21 protein-coding genes and 1 pseudogene are annotated in these 20,129 nt (G+C 59.0%); 13 read left to right on the top strand and 9 right to left on the bottom strand.

All coding sequences use genetic code 11. The annotated features are described in order from the left end of the window. The first annotated feature begins 306 nt into the window (after positions 1–306). The gene (locus CK228_RS34195; protein WP_143750658.1) at positions 307–1,626 is read left to right on the top strand and encodes a site-specific integrase; all 1,320 of its coding nucleotides are present in this window, start codon (positions 307–309) and stop codon (positions 1,624–1,626) included. A gap of 163 nt (positions 1,627–1,789) precedes the next feature. Here CK228_RS34195 and CK228_RS34190 read toward each other — a convergent pair whose 3' ends face one another. After that, positions 1,790–2,029, bottom strand: coding sequence for a helix-turn-helix transcriptional regulator (locus CK228_RS34190; protein ID WP_032925549.1), 240 nt, complete (start codon positions 2,027–2,029; stop codon positions 1,790–1,792). Positions 2,030–2,194: 165 nt separating this feature from the next. Between CK228_RS34190 and CK228_RS34185 the strand changes: the two genes are divergently transcribed. Then, positions 2,195–2,881: a hypothetical protein gene (locus CK228_RS34185; protein WP_095790631.1), complete on the top strand. Its 687-nt coding sequence runs from the start codon at positions 2,195–2,197 to the stop codon at positions 2,879–2,881. Positions 2,882–3,123: 242 nt separating this feature from the next. On the opposite strand, the gene CK228_RS34180 is transcribed toward CK228_RS34185, so the two are convergent. Beyond that, complete coding sequence (locus CK228_RS34180; protein ID WP_095790630.1) at positions 3,124–3,336, bottom strand: AlpA family phage regulatory protein; 213 nt, start codon at positions 3,334–3,336, stop codon at positions 3,124–3,126. A 129-nt stretch (positions 3,337–3,465) separates the two neighbouring features. Further along, entirely contained in the window at positions 3,466–6,513 is a 3,048-nt protein-coding gene (gene traA / locus CK228_RS34175; RefSeq protein WP_095790629.1) for a Ti-type conjugative transfer relaxase TraA, read from the bottom strand. A gap of 172 nt (positions 6,514–6,685) precedes the next feature. Here traA and CK228_RS34170 point away from each other — a divergent pair, with 172 nt between their 5' ends. The 3 genes from CK228_RS34170 to CK228_RS34160 all read left to right on the top strand — a co-directional run bounded on the left by CK228_RS34170 (position 6,686) and on the right by CK228_RS34160 (position 7,661). Beyond that, a complete protein-coding gene (locus tag CK228_RS34170; RefSeq protein WP_095790633.1) occupies positions 6,686–7,012 on the top strand; it encodes a conjugal transfer protein TraD in 327 nt (108 codons plus the stop codon). 1 nt (position 7,013) lies between these two features. Then, a complete protein-coding gene (locus CK228_RS34165) occupies positions 7,014–7,235 on the top strand; it encodes a conjugal transfer protein TraD (protein WP_095790628.1) in 222 nt (73 codons plus the stop codon). A gap of 210 nt (positions 7,236–7,445) precedes the next feature. After that, a complete protein-coding gene (locus CK228_RS34160) occupies positions 7,446–7,661 on the top strand; it encodes a tyrosine-type recombinase/integrase (RefSeq protein ID WP_095790627.1) in 216 nt (71 codons plus the stop codon). Between the two features lie 287 nt (positions 7,662–7,948). On the opposite strand, the gene CK228_RS34155 is transcribed toward CK228_RS34160, so the two are convergent. Beyond that, positions 7,949–9,481, bottom strand: a complete 1,533-nt coding sequence (locus tag CK228_RS34155) for an anti-phage dCTP deaminase (protein ID WP_245438183.1) — start codon at positions 9,479–9,481, stop codon at positions 7,949–7,951. Positions 9,482–9,535: 54 nt separating this feature from the next. Between CK228_RS34155 and CK228_RS35570 the strand changes: the two genes are divergently transcribed. The 3 genes from CK228_RS35570 (at position 9,536) to CK228_RS34145 (ending at position 11,469) form a co-directional block, all read left to right on the top strand. Beyond that, positions 9,536–9,712 carry a hypothetical protein gene (locus CK228_RS35570; RefSeq protein WP_179296131.1) on the top strand — a complete coding sequence of 59 codons (177 nt, stop codon included), beginning with the start codon at positions 9,536–9,538 and terminating at the stop codon, positions 9,710–9,712. 993 nt (positions 9,713–10,705) lie between these two features. After that, the gene (locus CK228_RS34150; RefSeq protein ID WP_095790625.1) at positions 10,706–11,083 is read left to right on the top strand and encodes a DUF2934 domain-containing protein; all 378 of its coding nucleotides are present in this window, start codon (positions 10,706–10,708) and stop codon (positions 11,081–11,083) included. Between the two features lie 197 nt (positions 11,084–11,280). Then, positions 11,281–11,469 (top strand): hypothetical protein, encoded by a 189-nt coding sequence (locus tag CK228_RS34145; RefSeq protein WP_143750657.1) that lies wholly within the window; start codon positions 11,281–11,283, stop codon positions 11,467–11,469. A 211-nt stretch (positions 11,470–11,680) separates the two neighbouring features. On the opposite strand, the gene CK228_RS35565 is transcribed toward CK228_RS34145, so the two are convergent. Both CK228_RS35565 and CK228_RS34135 read right to left on the bottom strand, forming a co-directional pair. Continuing rightward, positions 11,681–11,875, bottom strand: coding sequence for a hypothetical protein (locus CK228_RS35565; RefSeq protein ID WP_179296130.1), 195 nt, complete (start codon positions 11,873–11,875; stop codon positions 11,681–11,683). A 111-nt stretch (positions 11,876–11,986) separates the two neighbouring features. Beyond that, on the bottom strand, positions 11,987–12,253 hold the full coding sequence (locus CK228_RS34135; RefSeq protein WP_095790622.1) for a hypothetical protein: 267 nt from the start codon (positions 12,251–12,253) through the stop codon (positions 11,987–11,989). A gap of 392 nt (positions 12,254–12,645) precedes the next feature. On the opposite strand from CK228_RS34135, the gene CK228_RS34125 reads away from it, so the two are divergent. From CK228_RS34125 to CK228_RS36215, 3 genes are read left to right on the top strand one after another with little or no spacing between them, the layout of a single operon-like run. Continuing rightward, complete coding sequence (locus tag CK228_RS34125) at positions 12,646–13,038, top strand: hypothetical protein (RefSeq protein ID WP_095790621.1); 393 nt, start codon at positions 12,646–12,648, stop codon at positions 13,036–13,038. Continuing rightward, complete coding sequence (locus CK228_RS34120) at positions 13,028–13,594, top strand: hypothetical protein (RefSeq protein ID WP_095790620.1); 567 nt, start codon at positions 13,028–13,030, stop codon at positions 13,592–13,594. The genes CK228_RS34125 and CK228_RS34120 overlap by 11 nt, the downstream gene beginning before the upstream one ends. After that, positions 13,594–13,872 (top strand): hypothetical protein, encoded by a 279-nt coding sequence (locus CK228_RS36215; protein WP_095790619.1) that lies wholly within the window; start codon positions 13,594–13,596, stop codon positions 13,870–13,872. The genes CK228_RS34120 and CK228_RS36215 overlap by 1 nt, the downstream gene beginning before the upstream one ends. 45 nt (positions 13,873–13,917) lie before the next feature. Here the strand turns inward: CK228_RS36215 and CK228_RS34110 are convergent, their stop codons facing one another. From CK228_RS34110 to iolD, 3 genes are all read right to left on the bottom strand, one after another. Further along, on the bottom strand, positions 13,918–14,103 hold the full coding sequence (locus tag CK228_RS34110) for a hypothetical protein (protein WP_143750655.1): 186 nt from the start codon (positions 14,101–14,103) through the stop codon (positions 13,918–13,920). Positions 14,104–14,238: 135 nt separating this feature from the next. Next, complete coding sequence (locus CK228_RS34105) at positions 14,239–14,727, bottom strand: hypothetical protein (protein ID WP_143750654.1); 489 nt, start codon at positions 14,725–14,727, stop codon at positions 14,239–14,241. Positions 14,728–16,692: 1,965 nt separating this feature from the next. After that, on the bottom strand, positions 16,693–18,534 hold the full coding sequence (gene iolD, locus CK228_RS34085) for a 3D-(3,5/4)-trihydroxycyclohexane-1,2-dione acylhydrolase (decyclizing) (RefSeq protein ID WP_095790613.1): 1,842 nt from the start codon (positions 18,532–18,534) through the stop codon (positions 16,693–16,695). 197 nt (positions 18,535–18,731) lie between these two features. On the opposite strand from iolD, the gene CK228_RS34080 reads away from it, so the two are divergent. Both CK228_RS34080 and CK228_RS34075 read left to right on the top strand, forming a co-directional pair. Beyond that, positions 18,732–19,607, top strand: a complete 876-nt coding sequence (locus tag CK228_RS34080) for a MurR/RpiR family transcriptional regulator (RefSeq protein WP_245438182.1) — start codon at positions 18,732–18,734, stop codon at positions 19,605–19,607. Positions 19,608–19,945: 338 nt separating this feature from the next. Further along, a pseudogene (locus CK228_RS34075) lies at positions 19,946–20,129 on the top strand (rhizopine-binding protein); the annotation flags it as partial.

Below are 20,129 nucleotides of genomic sequence, written 5' to 3'. Positions count from 1 at the left end.
TTATTGCCCCAGACATAGCCCCAAAGGCAAAAGCGCAATTTCGCGCTCACGCAGACATCATAGCCAAGTGCTTGGAAATGTTTGGCTCCCCGGGCCGGATTCGAACCAGCGACCAACCGGTTAACAGAGGTTTTCCGCTGACTTTCTCTGGACCGTCTTGCGACAGCCTGAAACATCAGAAGCTCATGTAATGAAAGGCTTTTTTCTCTCTTCCGCATCTCGCGTCGTCGCATCGCATCTCGACAAAGCGCGTGGATTCCTGTAGATCATTGTGTAGATCACGCGAACCGGTTGGTCGAGGGACGGATGCCGCAGAACGAGCTTACGGACAAATTCTGCCAGTCTGCGAAGGCGACTTCTGGCCGAAAGGTCGACTACTTCGACACGTTGGTAAAAGGGCTCGTCTTGCGTGTGTCGGCAGGTGGGACGAAGTCCTGGTATCTAGTCTATGGGCCGCCGGCCAAGCGCCAATGGCTGAAACTCGGCTCCTATCCGGAAATACCGCTCGGTGGTGACAGGGGAGCCCGTCAGCGCGCCCGGGATGCGCGTGCGAAGGTGGGAGATGGAGGCGATCCGGTCGCCGACAAGAAGTCGCTGACGGTCTCCCAGGCTGTTGCCGACCTAGTCGAGAACTACGTCAAGCGTCACGCCTCGACGAAGCGCTCGGGCGACGAGATCGCTCGCCGCCTTCGCAAGAATGTTTCTGGCCGGGACGCCGACGGTAAGAAGTTAGAGGATTGTTCGGCGGGTTGCATCGGGGAGGTCAAGCTTTCCGAGTTGCATCGCCGCGATATCACGAAGGCGATCGACGCCGTGAAGGATCGCGGCGCCCCCGTCGAGGCGAACAGACTCTTCGAAGACGTTCGCGCCATGATCCGATGGGCTAGAGGCCGGGGCGATCTTGATCAGAATCTCGTCGAGGGTATGCGCAAACCCACCGAGACAGTTGAACGCGATCGCGTGCTATCTGTCGACGAGATCAGAACCATGTGGGGAGCCTTGGCAGACGCGGATATGCGGGAGTCGACGCGGCGCGTCATTCGCCTGTGTCTTGTCACCGCGCAGCGCGTAGGCGAGGTCTGCGGAATAACGGTCGACGAGCTCGACCTTGACGCCGCCCTGTGGACCATTCCGCCGACGCGTTCAAAGAACAAGCGCGAGCATGCGGTCCCTCTATCGCCAATGGCCGTCAAGATCATTCGCGACCAACTTGCCGACGTGAAGGCGCTTGCCGAACGTAAGGGCAGGGCGATGACGGCGTTCGTCTTGCCTGGACCTGGAGCCCGTGCGCCTGTGACCGGCGCCGCGATCGCCAAGGCGATCAAGCGTGAAGAGGTCATCAAGCGCGGAACAGCGACGATCTTAGGCGTTGAGCCTTGGACGTCACACGACCTTCGCAGGTCGGCGGCAACGCACATGGAAGAACTCGGCATCTCGCCCTTCATTATTGGCCACGTTTTGAATCACGTAAGCGCGACGAAGGCCAGCATCACCAGCCGCGTTTATGCGCGCTACGATTACATGAGAGAAAAGCGAGAAGCACTCGACCTTTGGGCCGATCGACTGGCCGGAATTGTCAGAGTTGGCGCGGAGGTCATTCCGTTCGGCTCGATGGACGCTACGTGACAGCAAGGATTCGCTCAAACACGCCCCCGAATTCAAGTACTCGGACGAGCAAAGAGGGCGATCGTCGAAGCCCTCGCGGTTGACACCTAACTGCCGCCGCGTCGAAATGATTGTCGGCGAATGAACGCGCTGTGCGTTGGTCAAAGGACGCGACGTCACCGAGCTACGTGCTTTCGGAACGCCTTGACAAGCGCACACCGACACCACCGCCATTTTCAGGTATGAACTCGATGCCGGCATTCTCAAGCGTTTTTTGAAGGAGGTATCGCGTTCCAGTTTGAGGAACAGAACGGTCGTTTTCAAAATTGCGAATGGTAACAGCACTCGCGCCGGAGCGGGCGGCAAGATCCTCTTGCGTCCACTTCAACAGTGCTCGTGCGGCGCGACATTGAGAAGAATCCATGCCGCAAACTGGTGATAACTTCCGAAAATCGCAAGCCTTTTCGGAAAACCTTGACGGTGGCTTTCTAAAAACAGACAATCCTTTCGTTTTTAGAAAGCGGCCGCATCGAGTGAGCGAACACTCGACGCGGCCTGACCACAACCCAAGCCGTATGGAGCTCGGATCATGGATGATTCCGACGATAGCATGAGTTTGTCTTTCGTCACCCGGCGGCGCTTGCTGGCGGGCACGGCCACGGCCGCGTTAGCATGGCCGGTCCAAGTAAAGTCGGGGGCCGCCGAACTGAGGGACGGCAGTGGCGCCGCCGATCCGGCGCTTGTTTTGTGTGGGAACTGGCAGGATTTCCATGACAAGACACTGGCGTTGTGCCGCGAACAGCAGAGGTTGGAGACACACCTCGTCAGGACGATCGGCTTTCCCTGCGCCAAGGTACGGCTTGCCGATGGTACGGAATTAACGCTCCATTCCATGGAAGGTCTGAACGATGCCTACTCTCCCGAAATTGAAGCCGAATGGAGCAGGGCGGTTGCCGACTTCACGACACACCAGGCGCGTTGGGATGCCGCCGATGCTGAGATCGGCTATTCGAGAGCCGACGAACTGATACGGCAATCCGAAACAGCCGAACGAGTACTTCTGGATAATCTACCGCAGACAGCGGCTACCTCCATGGAGGGCATTTTAGCTAAGTTGCTCGTTATCCTGCATGACGGTGAGCATTGGGAACATCCCGCCGATTTTCCCTGGCCGCATATCCGCTCAGTGCTGGATGACCTCGCCCGCCACCATAAATATCGATGCGGCGATCATCGCCGAACCGACGGGGAAATCGTTAGCCGACGGATGTTATAGGCGGTGAGGAAGCAGTCTGCTTCGAAGGAAACCGGATCGGAGGCAGCCCGTCACGGCCGCTTCGCTCCAAAGTCGCCCTGCTTGAGCAAGCCATCTTGATGGGCGCGAGGCCGACCACCGTTCTGGTTTGCCGTTTTCGCTCGCCTCGGCGGCGCTTCTGACGGACATGGCAGTAACCCTGCCCCTGTGACCGCTGCGTCTCGATGAAGGCCAGCTTTCCGCGCAGGGGTGCATCACCCTCATCACAACTTGTCGCCCTGGTCCTGCGGACGCCACGAGACGGGATTGGTGATCCAGCGACTGATGTCGGATTCATGCCAGCCTGCACCGTGGACACTGATTTGGATCTGGCGCGGGAAGGTGCCTTCGGCGATCTTGCGATAGATCGTAGACCGGGAAAGACCGGTCCGGGACAGGACGGTTTTCAGGCGGATGATCCGGTCTGGTTCAGGCATGGTCGCACTGCCTCTCGCTGGCTGGTTCTGATTGCTCCTGATCCAGAGACGACAGACACTTACGGGCGCGCAAGAGGGTTTCCCGGGTCGTCTTGCCCCGGCGTGGAAATGGCGGCGAATCGGACGTATTCAGATTCCAATGCCACGGCCTCTGCCGATGCCGTGGCTGAATGCGAGTTCCGAAGCGACGCTACGGCCGGAATCGGTATGAATGCCAAGATCGCGTTTGCGATTGGCAAGGAGGGATTCCAGTTGAGGATCGCGTTCGAGGCTTTTGGCCATATCGGACATGGCCGAGCGGGTTGACTTGTAGCCGGACATGTCGCCGGCCTGGTATTGGCGCTGGCCCGTCCGGTCGAGCTTTTGCCAACGTTCCACGAAACGGTCGGCGCGGCGGATCGGATCGGCTTCCAGTCCGGTGCGGATTTCGGTTTCAAGCTGGAGAGCCAGCACGATGCGGTTGACCCGGCCGGCCGCCGCTTCACGAACAAGCTCGGGATGTTTCACATAGGCCGCTTCGGCATCGCGCCAGCCATCCGGCCGAACCTTCTCGAAAGCGCTGCGGGCATCCCTCAATTCGCGCATCTGCCCGGGACTGCCCTGGCCGTCGGCATTTCCCGGGCGCAGGATCGCGTCGAGCGCACGCGCGTGACGCACAAGCGCCTTGGTGCGAGCGCTGCGCAACGCCGCTTCCGCGTCCACCGCTGCATCCGTTTCGCGCTGCACTCCATTGATGGAAGCATTTCTTTGAGGCGTGGGGCCGGCATCTGCGATTTGCGCGCCAACATTTTCTCTTCCCGGCCTGCGCTCACCTTCTTGGCTGGGCTCGGCGTCGCCGGGCGAGCGTACCCTGTCCAGCAACCCGCCGATCCTGTCGCGCAGCTTCTCCGGAACGATCCGGCGCACGATCTCGGCCACGCGCTCGCGTAACGTGATGCCGCGCCGCTCGGCAAAGTCTTGCGCCGGGTCGATCCGCTCGTAATCCGACGCCATGTCCTTGGCGCGGTCCCGGGACAGCGTGCGGACCAGCCGCTCCCGCGTACTGAAGTCGTCGTCGCCGTAATGCAGGCCCATCCCGTCGCGATGCCGTGACAGGGCGACGTAGCTGCCGTGCGCATCCATGCCCGGTGTGGCGAGCACATGGGTCCGGTCAACGGTCATGCCCTGCGCCTTGTGAATGGTGGCGGCATAGCCGTGATCGATATGGGCATAGTCTTTGAGGTCGAAGCGCACCGACCTACCGTCGTCGGTGCGCACGGCCATGCTCCGTGTACTGACCTCTTCAATCACACCAAGCGTGCCGTTCTTGACGCCAAGCCCGCGCTCGTTACGCAGGAACATGACACGGTCGCCGGCTGCGAAGTTTCTTGCACCTCGTTCGACAGCGACCTGAACATCGTCGCCGAGATCGCCGGCAGCGCGCATGCGCTCACGCGCTACCTGGTTCAGCGCGCGCACCTCGTCGTTTGTGTGGGTGAGAATGATCCGGCTTGCCTGTGGCTGCGTGTGCCTGTCGCGATCCCAGCGCTCGACGAGTTCACCTCGCGCTTCGTCGCGCGTTGCAGCCTGATGCACCATGCCTTTGTCGTCATAGGCGCTGATCGCAGCGCCGATCCTGCCGGTTGCCAGATCGCGCGTGGCGTCCCGCTGCCAGTCCTCTCGCTGCCTGCGCACTTGGCCGATTTCGACGCCGCCGTATCGCTCGTGGATGGAACGGAATCCAGCGCCGGCTTCGATCGCCTGCAACTGCTGCGGATCACCGACCAGCACGACCTTCGCGCCAGCGTCCGCCGCATGGGAAAGCACGCGCTCTAACTGGCGCGTACCGACCATGCCCGCCTCATCGACCACCAGGACATCACGCGCGGTAAGCAGATCGCGGCCCTGTCCCCAGTTATGTTCCATGCTGGCGATGGTGCGTGACGGGATGCCTGATCCGCCTTCGAGATTCTCAGCGGCAATGCCGGAGAGTGCCGCGCCTCGAACCTCGTAGCCCGCGGCTGCCCACGCCTGGCGCGCAACACCAAGCATGGCGCTCTTACCGGTTCCAGCAAAACCGATAACGACACCAAGACCGCGTCTATCCGTGCTGTGATCCAGTGCATTGGTCTGCTCGCCTGACAGGACAAGACCGCGTCGCGTTGCTTGTGCCAATGCTGCCTCGCGCTGTGCGTCAGTCACCGCATGACGTTCCTCGCCGGCCATGCGTTCAGCCGCGCGATGCAGGCGCTGTTCGGTCTCGATCATCTGCCGCGTGGTGAAGCGATCTTCGCCGCGTCCGTCCTTGCCAAGTTCGACCAGATCCGGCGAGTTGGCGATGGCTGCCGTGACCTGATTGAACTGCTCCATTCCGTCGCTATGCCGATGCGCGAACTTCGCAATGTCCTTTCGGGTGAAGGTCGATTGCTGATGCGTGATGGCATCCAGCGCCACGGATGGATCCGCGATAATCCGCGCGCCATTGTTGCGCGCGATCTCGCGGTGCATCTCCGCGCGATCTGCTTCAATGTCGCCAGCGTCAAGGCCACTGCCCTCAATGCGTTGCGCCGGTGCGCCAATCTGGGTTTGCGGCTCCAACGCAATGCCCTGCGCTTCCAAACTGCGATGATCGATGCGGGCGTCGAAGTCGAGTTCGGCCAGGCGCTCATTGGCAAGCTCCGCCCATCGCTCGCGCCAGCGCTCGACCAGCTCGGTCTGGTTCCAGTCGCGCACCTTTGGGCCAAAGCCGTTCCCGTCCACGGACCGCATGGTGAGCATGACATGGGCATGCGGTTTGGGACTGCCATCTTCTGCCCTGTCCCAATGCACATTGAGATCAGCGACCATGCCTTGGCTGACAAACTCGGCTTGTACAAAGTCGCGCGCCAGTTCGATGCCTTGAGCCTGGCTTAGTTCGCGCGGAAGGGCGAACTCGACCTCGCGGGCAAGCTGGGCATCCTTGCGCACCTCGAACGCCTCGACATCGTTCCACAGCCTCTCGCGGTCGCGCCAAGCCTCCGGTGCATCGTCCGGCAGCATCACCTCGGAATGAACGACACCGCGCTTGGCGGAGAAGTCGTGGCTGCGTTCGATCCGCTCGTCGCGCAGCCGCGAAGCCGAGCGATAGGCGGCCGACGCCACAGCGCTCGAGCCTGCCTTGCGGCCAATGACCTTGACGTGAAGATGATAGATCGCCATCGCGACAGGATCATTTGCACGTCAAAGCGCACGTCGGCACGACGTATAAGCGCGCCCTCCCTCGAAAAATTCTCGGGATGGACCAGCCCGTCCCGGGGTGTCTCGGCAACACTGAAGCCTTCCAGGGGGCGCTCAACTATCATCGCCGCATTGACGTCAGATGGAGACAGCGATGCGCAAACCACGTGACTTTGACGCCGAACTGAAGACACTGGAAGACAAAGCGCGAGAACTCAAAACGCGAAAGGTGCAGCAACTTGGCGAGTTGGTGATCGCCACCGGCGCCGATCAACTCAGCATCGAGGAACTGGTTGGTGCACTGGTCGCAATCTCAGAAACGAAAGACACCTCAAAGCGTGAGGCATGGGCCAAGCGTGGGGTGATGTTTTTCGAGAGCAGGCCCCGGCGAACTGCTCCGGCACCTCAGCGCAACCAGGGCAGCGCTCCAGCACAACCGGGCAGCTCACAATCGCCGGCAAGCGGCACTGGCCCGCAATGACATGCGCGCCTGGCAGGTCGAGCGCCGCAAGCGCACCCGACATCTGATCGAACTCGGCGGCCTCGTCGTAAAGGCGGGCATCGTCGACCTGACCTCCGATGATCGCGCTACCATCTACGGCGCGCTGCTTTGGATCGCGGAGAAGCTCCAAAGCGAGCACGCCGAACGCGCTCGAGTTCGCTGGGCTCAAATAGGGAAAGATGCTTTACGCGGGCAGGTATGAACGGCTGAAAAGCTGGCGAATGTAACTCTTTTGGGTCGGTCGGCGGGCGACGCGGATACCTCAAATATCGCAGCGTAGCCAGCTACGCGCCGACAGTCGACCTGAAGCTCTAGAACTTCAAAGGCTCGATCGGGCTGTTTGCAGCGATGGATAGGGGGCAGATAGCTGCCGTCCGGCGAAACTTGTCAGTAGAAACTCGGAAGCAGCGCAATGTCGACTGCGCTGGTCACCGGCGCTCGCTTCGGCGAGCTCGCTCGCTTGCGAGTTTCGGACTACCACGCGGTGAACAATTCTGTTTTCGTCGCCGAGAGCAAGAGCGGCAAGCCCCGGCATATCGCGTTGCCGCCAGGTGGCGCCGATCTGTTGAACGCCTCATCCGTGACTGTCCTGGGGGCGAACCGCTGCGCCGCTAATCGTTGTGGCTGAAGCGCTAGGGCAAAGCGATACTGCTTCGGCATGATGACGGTACGGCCTGGGCACCGGGGACCGCTGTTGCGAACCATTGTACTGGCGTAGGTGTGGCGGATCTCGTCACGTCCGACAGTGTGGCTTGCCCGAGCAGAGCCTTCCACGGACGCAGGTACCAGGATGGCTGAAAAGCACTATGCTCATCTGGCGCCGCCCTGCGTTGCCGACACGATCAGGCGGCTGGCGCCAGACATCTGATCGGGGGAGGTGGCTCGACAAGGACATACAATCATTCGCATTAGGCACTAGGTGTCGGACGCCTCTTCCAACAACGCTGATTTGTCGGTCACAGCCTTGAATGTTTGTAGCATGGCGTCTGCGACGAAATTTTCGAGCTGGGTATAGAATGGGAATTTTATATCACAGACAGGTGACGCGATTCCGTCTTTGTAAGCCTCGAATTGTCCATCTGCTCGCTTCCGCTTGTTTCTCTCAAAAAGCTCACGATATCGCCGAGGCGATACGCCGTAAAAGTGATGAAACTGCACCGCCGGATACCCTTGGTAACGGCCGCGGTCACTGCTTTCGACCTGCAGTGAATCGGAATGTAGATCTGACGCCAGGCTTTTGGGGTAAGGCTCTAAAAATATCACTTTGGAAATACCTGCTGCCACTATGTGTTTGGCGCACATGTGACACGGAAATGTCGTGCAATATAACACGCCCTCTCTGAGGGCATGGCCTAGCCTTGCAGCATCCGTGATCGCGGACATTTCGGCATGAACTATGCGACCATATTCCAAAGCGTCCATAAACTGAGAATCGAGCACTTTGGAATTTTCGAGCAAATCGTTGATGCTACGCTCGGGATCAATGATTTTGATGAGCTCGGATAGAATTTCTCTTTTTCGCTGATCATTTGAATCATGCTGTCGAACATACTCTCGGTCATCGTGGTCCTCATCATGCCAATAGGTCCCTCCTGTGGCCTTAGGAACCTCATTCGAACCGAGAGCTAGAATTTCACCGGTTGGCGAAAAAACGGCGGCCCCGACTTGGCGCGATAAATCGAGGGTTCGCAGTGCTGCCGCCTTTGCTAGGAACATGCCGTATTCCATGCGAGTTGGAGAAAGGGCATTCGACCCGAAAAGGAGTTCACAAAAGCGATCAATCTGCTTGTGCACGGATTGCTCTGCGTCGGTATTAATTATGAAATCTGCATCGTGAAAAATTTTGGACACCCGCTGGCCGTGAGGATGCCCAAGTTCGTGTTCATCCGCTTGGGTCAGAGCCTCAGCCTTGTCACGAAACCGGTTAGGTCCCGACGTGTTATCGTCGCTCGCAAAGCGCCGCGACAGATAGTCTACGCGTGCTCCCCTGCGGGAATAGATCGAAACTTGGTAAAATAGATCGCCGTAAACCGATCTCAGGAGATCAATCTCTTCCTTCCGCTTGAACTGTTGCAGGAGATAGACGACTTTGCTGAACTCCTCGATACCTTCCCTTTTTGGAAGACGCAGCCGTTTCTTGATGATGCGCATCACCGTAGCCGAGGCCAAAAAAGCATTATCGCCGAAGCGTTCTCGCAATTGGTCACCGTATGCGATGTGCGTTTCATAACGCGCATAAAGCGGTGTTTTCTTCAGTGGTTTGCTGGGTTTTACATATTTCTGAAAAACCGAAAATACGTCGGTAACTTTGAGGTCGACGACGTGATAGCCGCGACGTTCAAAATGGACCCGAAAATCCTGCAGCGATTGTGTCATTTCTGCGCCCATAGGCGCAACAAACCCGATAAAGATCTCGGGAAATTTAATTCGCCTAATAGCCGCACTCAATGAACCATCTCCCTAGATATGTGTTATCCTCCAGCACGGAGCTAGGAGGCGAAAATGGCTGGAATGAACCCCGAGAGAAAATCCCAGGATGCGATCGAGCAAGCCAACCGCAAATTGCTTCAGGAAAATGATAAGCGGTTGGAAAAATGGAGAGAAGACCGCTTGAACTCGTTTGAGCGCGACAGAGAAATTTCGGCGCAAAATTTCGCAAGACCGGCTGTTCGCAAATAGAATCGCCTGAGGGGCGGGCAGCGCAAATTTCGACCTCGCTTGCCGCATCTCGGCGATTGAGAGGCCACTTGTAGGAGCGGGTTCTGTTCATGCTGACCAACCCGGCCAGGCGCTGTCGACCATTGGTAGACCGGCGCAGTAGTAGTCGTCAACGAACCGCCCCGTAGCTCTGTCTCGGCATCGCCACACTAGCGCATAGTTCTGTCCGTAGAATTGGTCCCAGGCCACGCCATACGCCGTGGGAGGCGGCCGGTAATATCCGCCACCCCCGCCATTGTTGGCGGCAACAGCTACAGCCGCGCCGCCCACAGCAGCCACCGCAATCCCTGTCGCTACAGCATTGTCAGCCTGTACGAGCCGCATGCACTTGTCCACGGTCGCGCCGCGGCGCACTAGCAGGGCTGCTACTCTGGTTCGATATTGCTCGTCAGTGCTGGAGGCCAAAACATGGCACAATGCCACGGTATTCATTGCCGTGAGATCGGTATCGGATACAACAGGACTCGTTGAGCAGCTGGCCAGGATAAGCGCGGCGCTCGCAAGAACTTGCAGTTTTTTCATTTGATTTCCCCCGCGCAAATAATGGGGCAACTACGTCTCAGGAGTCCAGAGGTAGTTTTCTTCCCCGCGAGCATTGAAGCGGATAGCGCAGCCTACATGCGCTGCAAACAACTCGTCGGGTGCTCGTTGACCTATGCTGTTGATCCCAGCACTCCGTGGTTGGCCCGCTGCTCTCCCTCAGCCTGGCTGCGAATAGCAACATGGATCGCGACATGGAAAAGCCTGCGCGAGGCGGGCTAAGTGGTTTAGCAACCTCGGAACCTTCCCTAGTCCGACAGGTCTTCGTGACGGCGGAGCATCTGTTGTCCCTCAACGCCGATGTCGGGCCTCGTACCCTAATTCGCCGTCACACCTCATCCATCTCAAATCACCAAGTGCTGGATCGTTTCGGCACTCACCGCGTTGGTGGAAATCCCGTGAAGGAGAATCACCATGGGCGACGATCGGCACCAACGAATTCAGCAACGGGCATACGAAATTTGGGAGCGTGAGGGCGGCGCTCATGGCGTTGACGAACGTCAGTGGCATCAAGCCGAAGCCGAAGTTGACCGAGAGGAGCAACTGCAGACTGGCTTGCCTGCCACAGACCCGAGCGCCGTCGGAGCGACAGTGCTACCTGCCAAGGCCAGGAAGCCGCGGCGCGGACAGGGAGGCAGCACAGATGCCATGACTGTCGAGGCGCTGGCGATGCGCACCGGCATAACCGGCGACCAGGCGCAAGACCTTATTGACCAGCTAGGCAATGATTGGGCAGCAATAGAAGATGCGGCGCGGAGCTTGGCCGCCGGTCAGCAGAATTTCAGCAAATGAAAAGGACCGTCTGGCCAGCGCCATCACGCAACCTCCCGCGAGGGAGCCGGCCTTTTTCCTCCTAAGCCCGTGCGGGAGGGGGTGAGCATCTTTTGCAGAGTTGACGAAGGGCAGGCCCATTAGTCTGGGAACCATTTCCGCATCGACGACGTTTTGTTGGTAGCCAGAAATTGTGCCCCTTCAGCGAGGACTTGATCATGAAGTTCCTGTCCGGCATGGCGGCCGCCCTGAGCCCGACGTCATCCAAATTCGGGATGGCGTCAGATGGCGCCACTGGGGAGGCGGCAATTATGGGCGATATAGGGGTTATTATGGCCACGGCTACTATCGGCCCGGATACGGCGGCTATGACGACTTCTTTCCAGGACTTATCGCCGGAGCATTGATCGGAAGCTACTACGGCGGCTACTACGGCGGCGGGTACTACGGTGGTGGGTATTATGCCGACCCCTATTACGGCGGTGGGTATTACCGCCCTGTGTATTATCACAGGTACTACAATCACAGGTACTACAACCACAGGTACTACAACCACAGGCATCACCACCACAGGCATCACTACCATTACAGGCATCACTACCGTAGGCACTACTACAGCTACTGAACGGCCTCCAAAGCTGTTGCGCCGTGGGCAATGTGCAGGGCTACAACTTCGTCGCCCTGCATTTCATCGATATGGTACTTTGTCGTCATGGACTCCGCGCCGCGCGAGCGCGCCAGAGGGCCTGCCTGGCCGAAGCCGTCGAGCGGATGCCCGACGATCGCCGGCTCGCTGAACATCAGGCCGCCCATGACGCCACGCGCTCGGCGGCTGGTGAACCTTGTGGCGACGGTGCTGGAGCGGGAATGGTGGCGCCGCTGGCCGGAAGGGCGCGACGACGTGGAATGACGGCTCGGCTCGCTTCACATGCCCAAGGTCTGGCCGGCATCCAGGTGCAGGAAAGCCGCCGACGAATTGCTGCGAATGGCGTCTTCGAATGCCTCGGTCGCGTTGCTGTGCGTGACGTCGACCAGAACGGCGGCCGCCTTCACGACCTCATCGGCGGCGCTTTCAACACGGTCAAGACGGTTCGCCAGACGATCGTGCAGCATTTCCAGCCGCGCCGCCCGGTACAGATCGGAGCACTCTTCGCGGTGGTCGAAATCAAGCGGCGCGAACATCATCGTCATGGTACCACCTCAATGCGCAGTCGGCGCGATCTTCAGCAGCCGCCGCTTAGCTGCCTTCGCTCTCGCCTGGCCGGCTCGAATGCGGCAGCACAGTGCAAGGCCGACTGCCAGGCCGTGGTTTTCATCGAGCATAGCCGTGGCCTGCTTCAAGGTGCGCTCGGCTCGCTGCGCACGTTCCTAGCGGCTGCCATTTCCAGAACTACAAGTTCTACCATCGTCCCGTTTCCTTGCGGGCTGAGGTTCCTTCACGGAATCAACAAGCGCGCCCGGCATTTGTTCCTGTGGCAGCCTGTCGCGCGCGCCACAGCAAAGCACGCCGAGATGAGAGCCTACATGGGAGACTTAGCGCTGCGCGGTCGTGGCGGACCGGAGCGAAAGCGATGAGACCGGCAATGACCAGCGATACCTTTGCCGAATTCGAGCAGATGCTCGCCGAGATGCGCGCTCGCGGTGCCGTGGTCGGTCCGATCATGATGATGGCTGCCGGGCCGACGCGCAAAGCTCTCAACCGCCGTTACCGCAAACGCGAAAAGGCCGATACTGTGGTCGTCAGCGTTCCTGTCAGCGTGGATATCCAAAAGTGGCTGATAGAGCGGCACGATCCTGCCGGTGGGAAGGCCGACCGCGTATGGCTCCGCAGGGCAATTCTCACGCTGATTACCGAGGCCTTTGCTGCAGCGTTGCCGGTAACGCGGGAAATGGAGCAAGCAGCGGTAGAAAGGGACAACGACAACGCAACCGAGGCCCAACCCAAGGCTCGCAAGAGTGTTCCCGATGACGAATGAGACCCCGGAGGCAAAGGCTGATCGCATCCGCGAAAGCCTGAAACTGCCTGCCAAGCCGAACACGTTGAGGCTTGCCGAATCGGACGTCGAGCGTGCCCGCACCCGGCGGGCCGAGCTGCGCGCCGAGATACAGGATGCCGGGAATGCGGGTGGAGTTGCAAACAGGGCGCACCTTCAGCAACTGACGGTCGAACTGGAAGCCTTCGAGCGGGGCGACAGCCGAAAGTCATTTGAGGAGCGCACTCGCCGTCGCGAGGAATTCAGCAAGTGCGCCATGGCAGAAACTGCCGCGGCAGTCGCCGAATATCGCACCGAGATGAACCGGCTCGTCGACGAGATGGAGGCGCTGAATGCCGCGGCGGTCGAATTGCTGGCCCGCTTCAAACGCGAACGGACTCGAAACGCTCTCGACCGTGCGAGGAGCGCTGCCGCTAGCCGATGCGCTTCGGACGGTTCGCCGCATTCTCGCTGCATGAGCACGCGCGGAACGCGATTGTGCATTACGATGCCGGCCTGCCCGAATAGGTTGCCAACCCTGTCGAGACGAGGAATATAATCCTCTTTGTTGCGGCGACCCTTCAACGAAACGGAGATCGCCAATGGCCAGGTCCAAAACCATCCAAGCAGTTATCGCAGGCTGAAATCGAGTGCTTCCTGGTGGCAGCGGAAGCGCTGCATAAAAGCATCGTGAAGCCGTTTATATCGCCGCACTGCGAGCATTACCGCCCCACGCGGTGCTTGCACGAAGCGCCGTTGAAGACCGTCCGGGAAGTGACCGGGAAGGAAGTCGAGTTCATCAGGTGGAACACGACCGGGCCCCTTGCTCCCCTCTGATACGGCGCGGCCCGGCGCGAAGGTGACGGTACCCACGCACATGTCCTAGTTCTCCGCATGGCTGAACACGACAGCGCGGTTATCCTTGCGAACCTCGACTGAGACGACTCCATCGTCACCCTTTCGGGTCGGGAACATGGAGATCGCGTGATCCTTCGCCATCTTCTCAGCGTCAAAGGTCTCCTTGTCGACAATGCCCTGTCTTCCATACCAAATGACAGTGTAGGCCATTGTTGCTCCGATGCTTTCGGCAAGCATAGCACCAAGCGTGCCGCGGGACCTACAGCGGGCCAGCGACAGGCACCAGGAGTCGATCGGCGCTTCGGCGGTGTTGGAGAGCGGGGAAGGGAACGCGCGTTGGCGGACTCAGAAGCCTGCACGGGAGCAGTGTTCGACCTCAAATCGCAAAGAATCATCGACCTCTTGTCTACCCGCCAACTCCGCCAAGCCTGCGCGTTTGCCGTCGCATTCTTTCTGGAACTTCGCCCGATCTATCGTCGCTATAAGTGCAGTGTCCTTTGGGTTGATGGGATATAAACCCATCGAGAGGAGCGGGAAGGCCACGTTCGTGAGGATATCGTTCTGCTTGTCAGATTCGGCTTGAAGCAATGGTCGGCATTCCGTCAACTGGCCCGAGAGATCTCGCACCTCCTTGGAATTTGGCCCGTATTTCTCGATGATCGGGTTTTTCTGTTCGGCCAGATCATAGCAGGCTTGCAGTTCAGGCGAGCGATCAGTGGCGAGCAGAAGCCCGCCGTCAATGTCGGCTTCGAATCGGCAGGTCTGAACGAAGGGCTTTGGTGACGTATTCAGCACCGAGTAGTCATAGGTGAGGGTGACCGTGTCGCCGGCCATCTTCGCGTCTGTCCTAGTATAACCGCCTGCGGATAGATCGGCGCCCCGAGCCCAACTGTACTCACAGACGGCCACCGCGGGATCGTCGTAAGCGAGGGCGGCTGTGCAACTTGCGACGAACGTCGCTAAAGTCAGAACGGCCTTCATCCCCGAGCCCCTACCTTTCTCCAAAGAAGGCAGCGCCACATCACCAGACATTAGGATCTAACCGGGGGATTTTCGTCGACGAGAGTATAGTAATCTCTTCCAATCAACAGCAAGACGAAGCCGCACAGAAACGTGATCCCGGTCAATGCGATCAGAGCCAATGTCCAAAAAATTGGTTCGTGATCGTACCAAAGCCAAGCAGCCATCTGCACTATCGGCGATCCTATAAATAGCCACGCGCCATGAACGCCGTCGCCATTGAGTTTAGTGGTGGTGACGCTGTACTTTGCCGGCATTGTTTCCCTCACTTTCCCCAACGGACAGCCTCGCGCAATCGTTACGCCTTCGCAAGCTATCCCTTCCGCAGCCTCACGCCAGCGCCGCTGCCGTTCTCCGGAAGAAACTCGACGCGTATCAATTACCGGCAAGCGCCCCATGGAGCCAACTTACGAAGTCCGGGACATTTGCCAGACCGGCCTTTATGGCCTCGATCGTTAGCACTTTCGTCGCCTCGGCCGGCAACGCTTTAATCTGGTCGACCAGCTTTGATCGGACACTGGGAGGGGATCCCGATTTTTCGACGCGATCGATCAGGAGGGCCTTAATGGTTTCCTCATGAAGGCGGATGGTCACGACTCCGAGAATGGCGGTTAGGCCGCCAACGGGTGGTTCGCGATCACCCTCGACAATACATTCGACGAGCCTATGGCAAAGACCTTGGTCAGCGAGATGAAGGCGAGGGGCGCGATCCCAGACGACGCTTACGCAACCTTCGGTAACACTTATGTTCGCAAGGTGTGCTGCCAGTAGGCACGCCGATCGCCGGGAGTCATCATGCAGCGAGGTCTGGAATTTCTATCGCCTTCGCGGAACCCTTGTGGCGATGAAGGTACGCGCCCGACGACGCTCGTCCATGTCGGTCGGTAACGATTTCACAGACCCTTTCGCGCGTCACCCTTCATTGCGACGACGGCAGCTCGCAGGCTGGGATCGCGCGCGCCGCTGTAGCCGAGACGAGTCAGTCGTCATGAGTGTCCAACAGGACGCCCAATTGCCGCACCCCCGCGCATTCAACGATCAATTCCTCTAAATCGAAATCGGACAGATGCGTTACGGCCCGCTTTCGAATGACCCTGATCGCGTCTGAAATAGACACTGGAGTGGTCTTGCTGTGATCGTCGAGGTATTGCCCGATCAAGATCACGGCGTCGACGTCAACGTTCTTAGGAAGATCCCTCATATTTCGAGAGTATGACAACGGCGCCGAAAAGCAATGAACGCTTTGCAGGCGCCGGGTCGTTCGGATCGCGAGAGGCTGTGCGCTGTTCAAAGGTCAGGGTACCAAAAGTGACGAAATTGGCACAGCGAATGGGATTCAGTCCATGACCTCGGTTTGTTCCGCGATGCCGGCATGACGTTGCGTAAAGACTTGGTTAGAACGCTATTGCGGCGGGCCTGATTTCCCGCTTGGCCGGCGCCTATCCAGGCAACCTTCCCGATCTGGCGCCGGCCAACTTACCTGCGTGCTGGACCACTTCTATAAGGTGCCCGACTTGTGGGAGTCGGTTTGGCAAAAAAGGGCGCTCAACGCTCTCAGTTCGAAACGAAATTGTATCAGTAGGCACCGCTCCGTCGGCGGGAGAAACTACCGCCAGTGTCTACCTGGAATTAGTCTCCACGTACGATCAGTTGTGAGGCAGTGGAACTTCGTGAGATTTTGAAAATAACGATATTCGTCTCGACCGGCGAGACCTTCGATCGTACATCTTCGCGACGTCGCTCAACTCGACAAACGCCAACATGACATTTGTGATGAAGTCAGACACCTACGCGCTGCTTCTTGCGAGCTTGAGCCTGTTCCGCATGCGCTTCCTGCACCTGCGGCCTGGCGCTTACCTCGGGCACACCCACGTCCCACCAGGCATCGCCGGGCGTCCAGGTGAAACCATCGGACACCAGCGTAATGACCGTCGTCCGGTCCGTTCCGAGGGCCCAATCGACGGCTTGCGCAAGGTCCGCGAGGCTGTCGACGCGCCGAGTGAGCGCGCCCATCGATTCGGCGTGCTTCACAAAATCGACGCTGAACGGCTCCTTGACGCGGCAATCCTTGATTAGGTTGTTGAAGGACGCCGCGCCCTTTGCATTCTGGAGACGATTGATAACGGCGTAGCCGCCATTGTCGCAGACGATCACCACCATCTTATGGCCGGACAGGACCGTGGAATAAATGTCCGAGTTCATCATCATGTAGGTGCCGTCACCGATCATCACGATCGGAGTTCGCGTGGGATCGGCCAGAGCGGCGCCCCAGCCGGCGGCGATCTCGTAACCCATGCAAGAGAAGCCAAATTCGCAGTCGAAGGTATTGGGCGACTTGACGCGCCAGTTCTTCATGACCTCGCCCGGCAGCCCGCCCGCGGCCGTGATGACTAGGTCTCGCTCGCCAGCCCGTTCATTCACTATGCCGATGACCTGGGCGTAGCTGGGAACGGGCTGGTTGGTCGGCTGCTGATACCCGTCCAGCGCCTTGTTCCACTTGGCGAATTCTACTCGGCCCTTCTCGGTCCATTCGCGTGGTGCTTGCCACTCAGCGAGTGCCTGCCCCAATTCGTTGAGCGTGGCGAGAGCATCGCCTACCACGGCCAAGGCACGATGCTTGGTCGCGTCCCAGCGGGCAGCGTTGATGGAAATGAATTTGGCGTCTGTGGCGAAAGCGCTCCAAGAGCCGGTGGTGAAGTCCATCAGCCGCGTACCGACGGCAATGATCACGTCCGCCGAAGCAGCAAGCGCGTTAGCCGAGGTTGAGCCGACGATGCCGATCGGGCCGACATAAGCAGGATGATTGTGGCTGACGGTACTCTTGCCGGCGATCGTCTCACACAACGGAATGCCGTGGATGAGGGCCAGGTCGGCCAACACCTGCTCGGCGCCGGAGTAACGGGTGCCGCCGCCAGAAATGATCAGCGGTCGCTTGGCTGCCTTCAGCAGCTTGACCCCTTCAGCCAGCCGATTGGTATCGGGCCGCGGTCGTGGGATCGCGTGCACCGTCTCCGCGAAGAATTCCTCCGGGTAGTCCCAAGCCATCTCCTGGACGTCCTGCGGCAGTGCGATGAATGCCGGACCGCAATCGGCCGGATCCAGCATGGTAGCAACGGCTTGGGGCAGGGAGGAGATTATGCCTTCAGGATGGACGATGCGGTCCCAATAACGGGTCACCGCCTTGAAGGCATCGTTGACATTAATGGTTGGATTGCCGAAGTGTTCGACCTGCTGCATGACTGGGTCGGGGCGGCGATTGATGAAAGTATCGCCAGCGAGCATCAGCACTGGCAGACGATTCGAATGGGCCACACCGGCGGCGGTGACCATGTTCAGGGCACCGGGGCCGATCGACGTCGCGGCCACCATGATCTGGCGGCGGCGCTTGGCTTTGGCGAAACCGATGGCCGCGAGAGCCATCGACTGCTCATTTTGCCCGCGCCACGTCGGCAACCGATCCTGGACCGCTTCCAGCGCTTCCGATAGGCAGGTGACGTTGCCGTGCCCGAAGATGGCGAAGACGCCCGGAAAGAGCGGAACTCGCTCCCCGTCGACGATCGTGAACTGATTGCAAAGATAGCGGACCAGGGCTTGCGCCATGGTCAGACGGACCACTGACATTTGATTCCTCCGGGCATTGCGGCAACTCATGCCGAATGACTAATTCAATTCTTATTGCAGAATTTATTTTTTTGCAAGCGTCATTGCAGAAGAAGGTAGCGTAGACTTGACTCACCGGTTTTCGAGGCGGAGCTTCACCGCTGGTAATCCAAGCGCAAACAAGCCATCATGCAACGAAAATTGCAAGGATGTCGGTCGTGGAAGAGAAAGTCAAAGCGCCAAAGGACTACGAGGAACTCATCCGCTTGATCCACGATCGGTATGAGCAGATGAGCAAGTCATACCAGAAGATAGCGTTGTATCTCACGCAGAACCCGAATGATGTCGCGGTGCGTTCCGTGAACGCGATCGCTGAAAGCAGCGGCGTTCACGCGTCGAGCTTCGTGCGCTTTGGCCAAGCACTAGGTTATGAGGGCTTCAAGGATCTGCAAACCCTGTTCCAGAAGCGATTGTCCACCGCGGCGCCCGGCTTTGAGGCGCGCATCAAGGCGCTGGAGACGGAACTGGGGGCGCGAACCGACCGCAGCGAATTCGCTTTGATGCACGATCTGGTGGTCCGTGACATCGCCTCGCTACAGGAGATGCTGACAGCTATCCCGCCGGAGGACTTGGCCGAAGCGGTCAACCTTCTGGAGAAAGCCGACGTCATCTATCTGATCGGGCAATTGCGCTCGGCGCCAGTGGTGGAACTCCTGCGCTACATATTGACGATGCTGGGTAAGCGATGCACGTTGCTGGACCCTGGCGGCGGGCTGGCTACGCACATGGCTCGTGCGATCCGCCCGCAGGATGTGCTTTTCGCGGTATCGTTTCGCTTCTATGCAAACGAGGTCGTGAATGTTGTGGAAGAGGTTGCCAGCAGGGGCATTCCCATCGTGGCGATTTCGGACAGCACCCTGTCGCCGCTGACCAAGGGCGCTCGCGTGCTTTTTGCTGTCCCGGAGCACGAATACACGTTTTCAAGATCGCTCGCCGCCCCGATGTGCCTCGCTCAGGCGCTAACCGTGGCGCTGGCGGCGCGCTTGCAGAACAACGGCATTGACCCGCGTATCCCGATAGTCACCGGGCAATAGCCCTCGTTACCTGTATGCGGTGGCTGCATAAGTTCAATCGCAGAGCAGGACGATGGTCTGCCCTTGCAATGAATTTTGCAGATCGGGTCTCTTCGTTGAGAAAATTGAAAGCGAATTGACTCACAGATCGTTGCAGAATATGCATTATCTGCAATTATCGTTGCGGAACGATTTAAGGAGCACCGCTAGCTTCAGCGCCGGGCGATCCTTTTCTTTTGCCATCGAATATCGGGATGGTGGCTTCAAGGCCGGAACGAGAGGCGGAGAGATTCCCCGGGGAGATCGGGGATTCCGGATAGATCGGTGCAACCGGACACCAAAAGTGGAGGAGAGATACAATGAAGAAACTGCTTTTGGGCGTCGCCTTCGCGGCGCTGATAAGTTCATCGGCCATGGCCGCCAAGATCGGCGTATCGATGGCCAAGTTCGACGACAACTTCCTCACCGTGCTGCGCAACGGCATGATCGCGCAGGCCAAGGGCATGAGCGGCGTCGAACTGCAGGTCGAAGACGCACAGAACG

The sequence above is a fragment of the Mesorhizobium sp. WSM4312 genome, assembly GCF_002294875.1.
Classification (GTDB): domain Bacteria; phylum Pseudomonadota; class Alphaproteobacteria; order Rhizobiales; family Rhizobiaceae; genus Mesorhizobium.
This window is presented reverse-complemented; position numbering and strand designations above follow the sequence as displayed.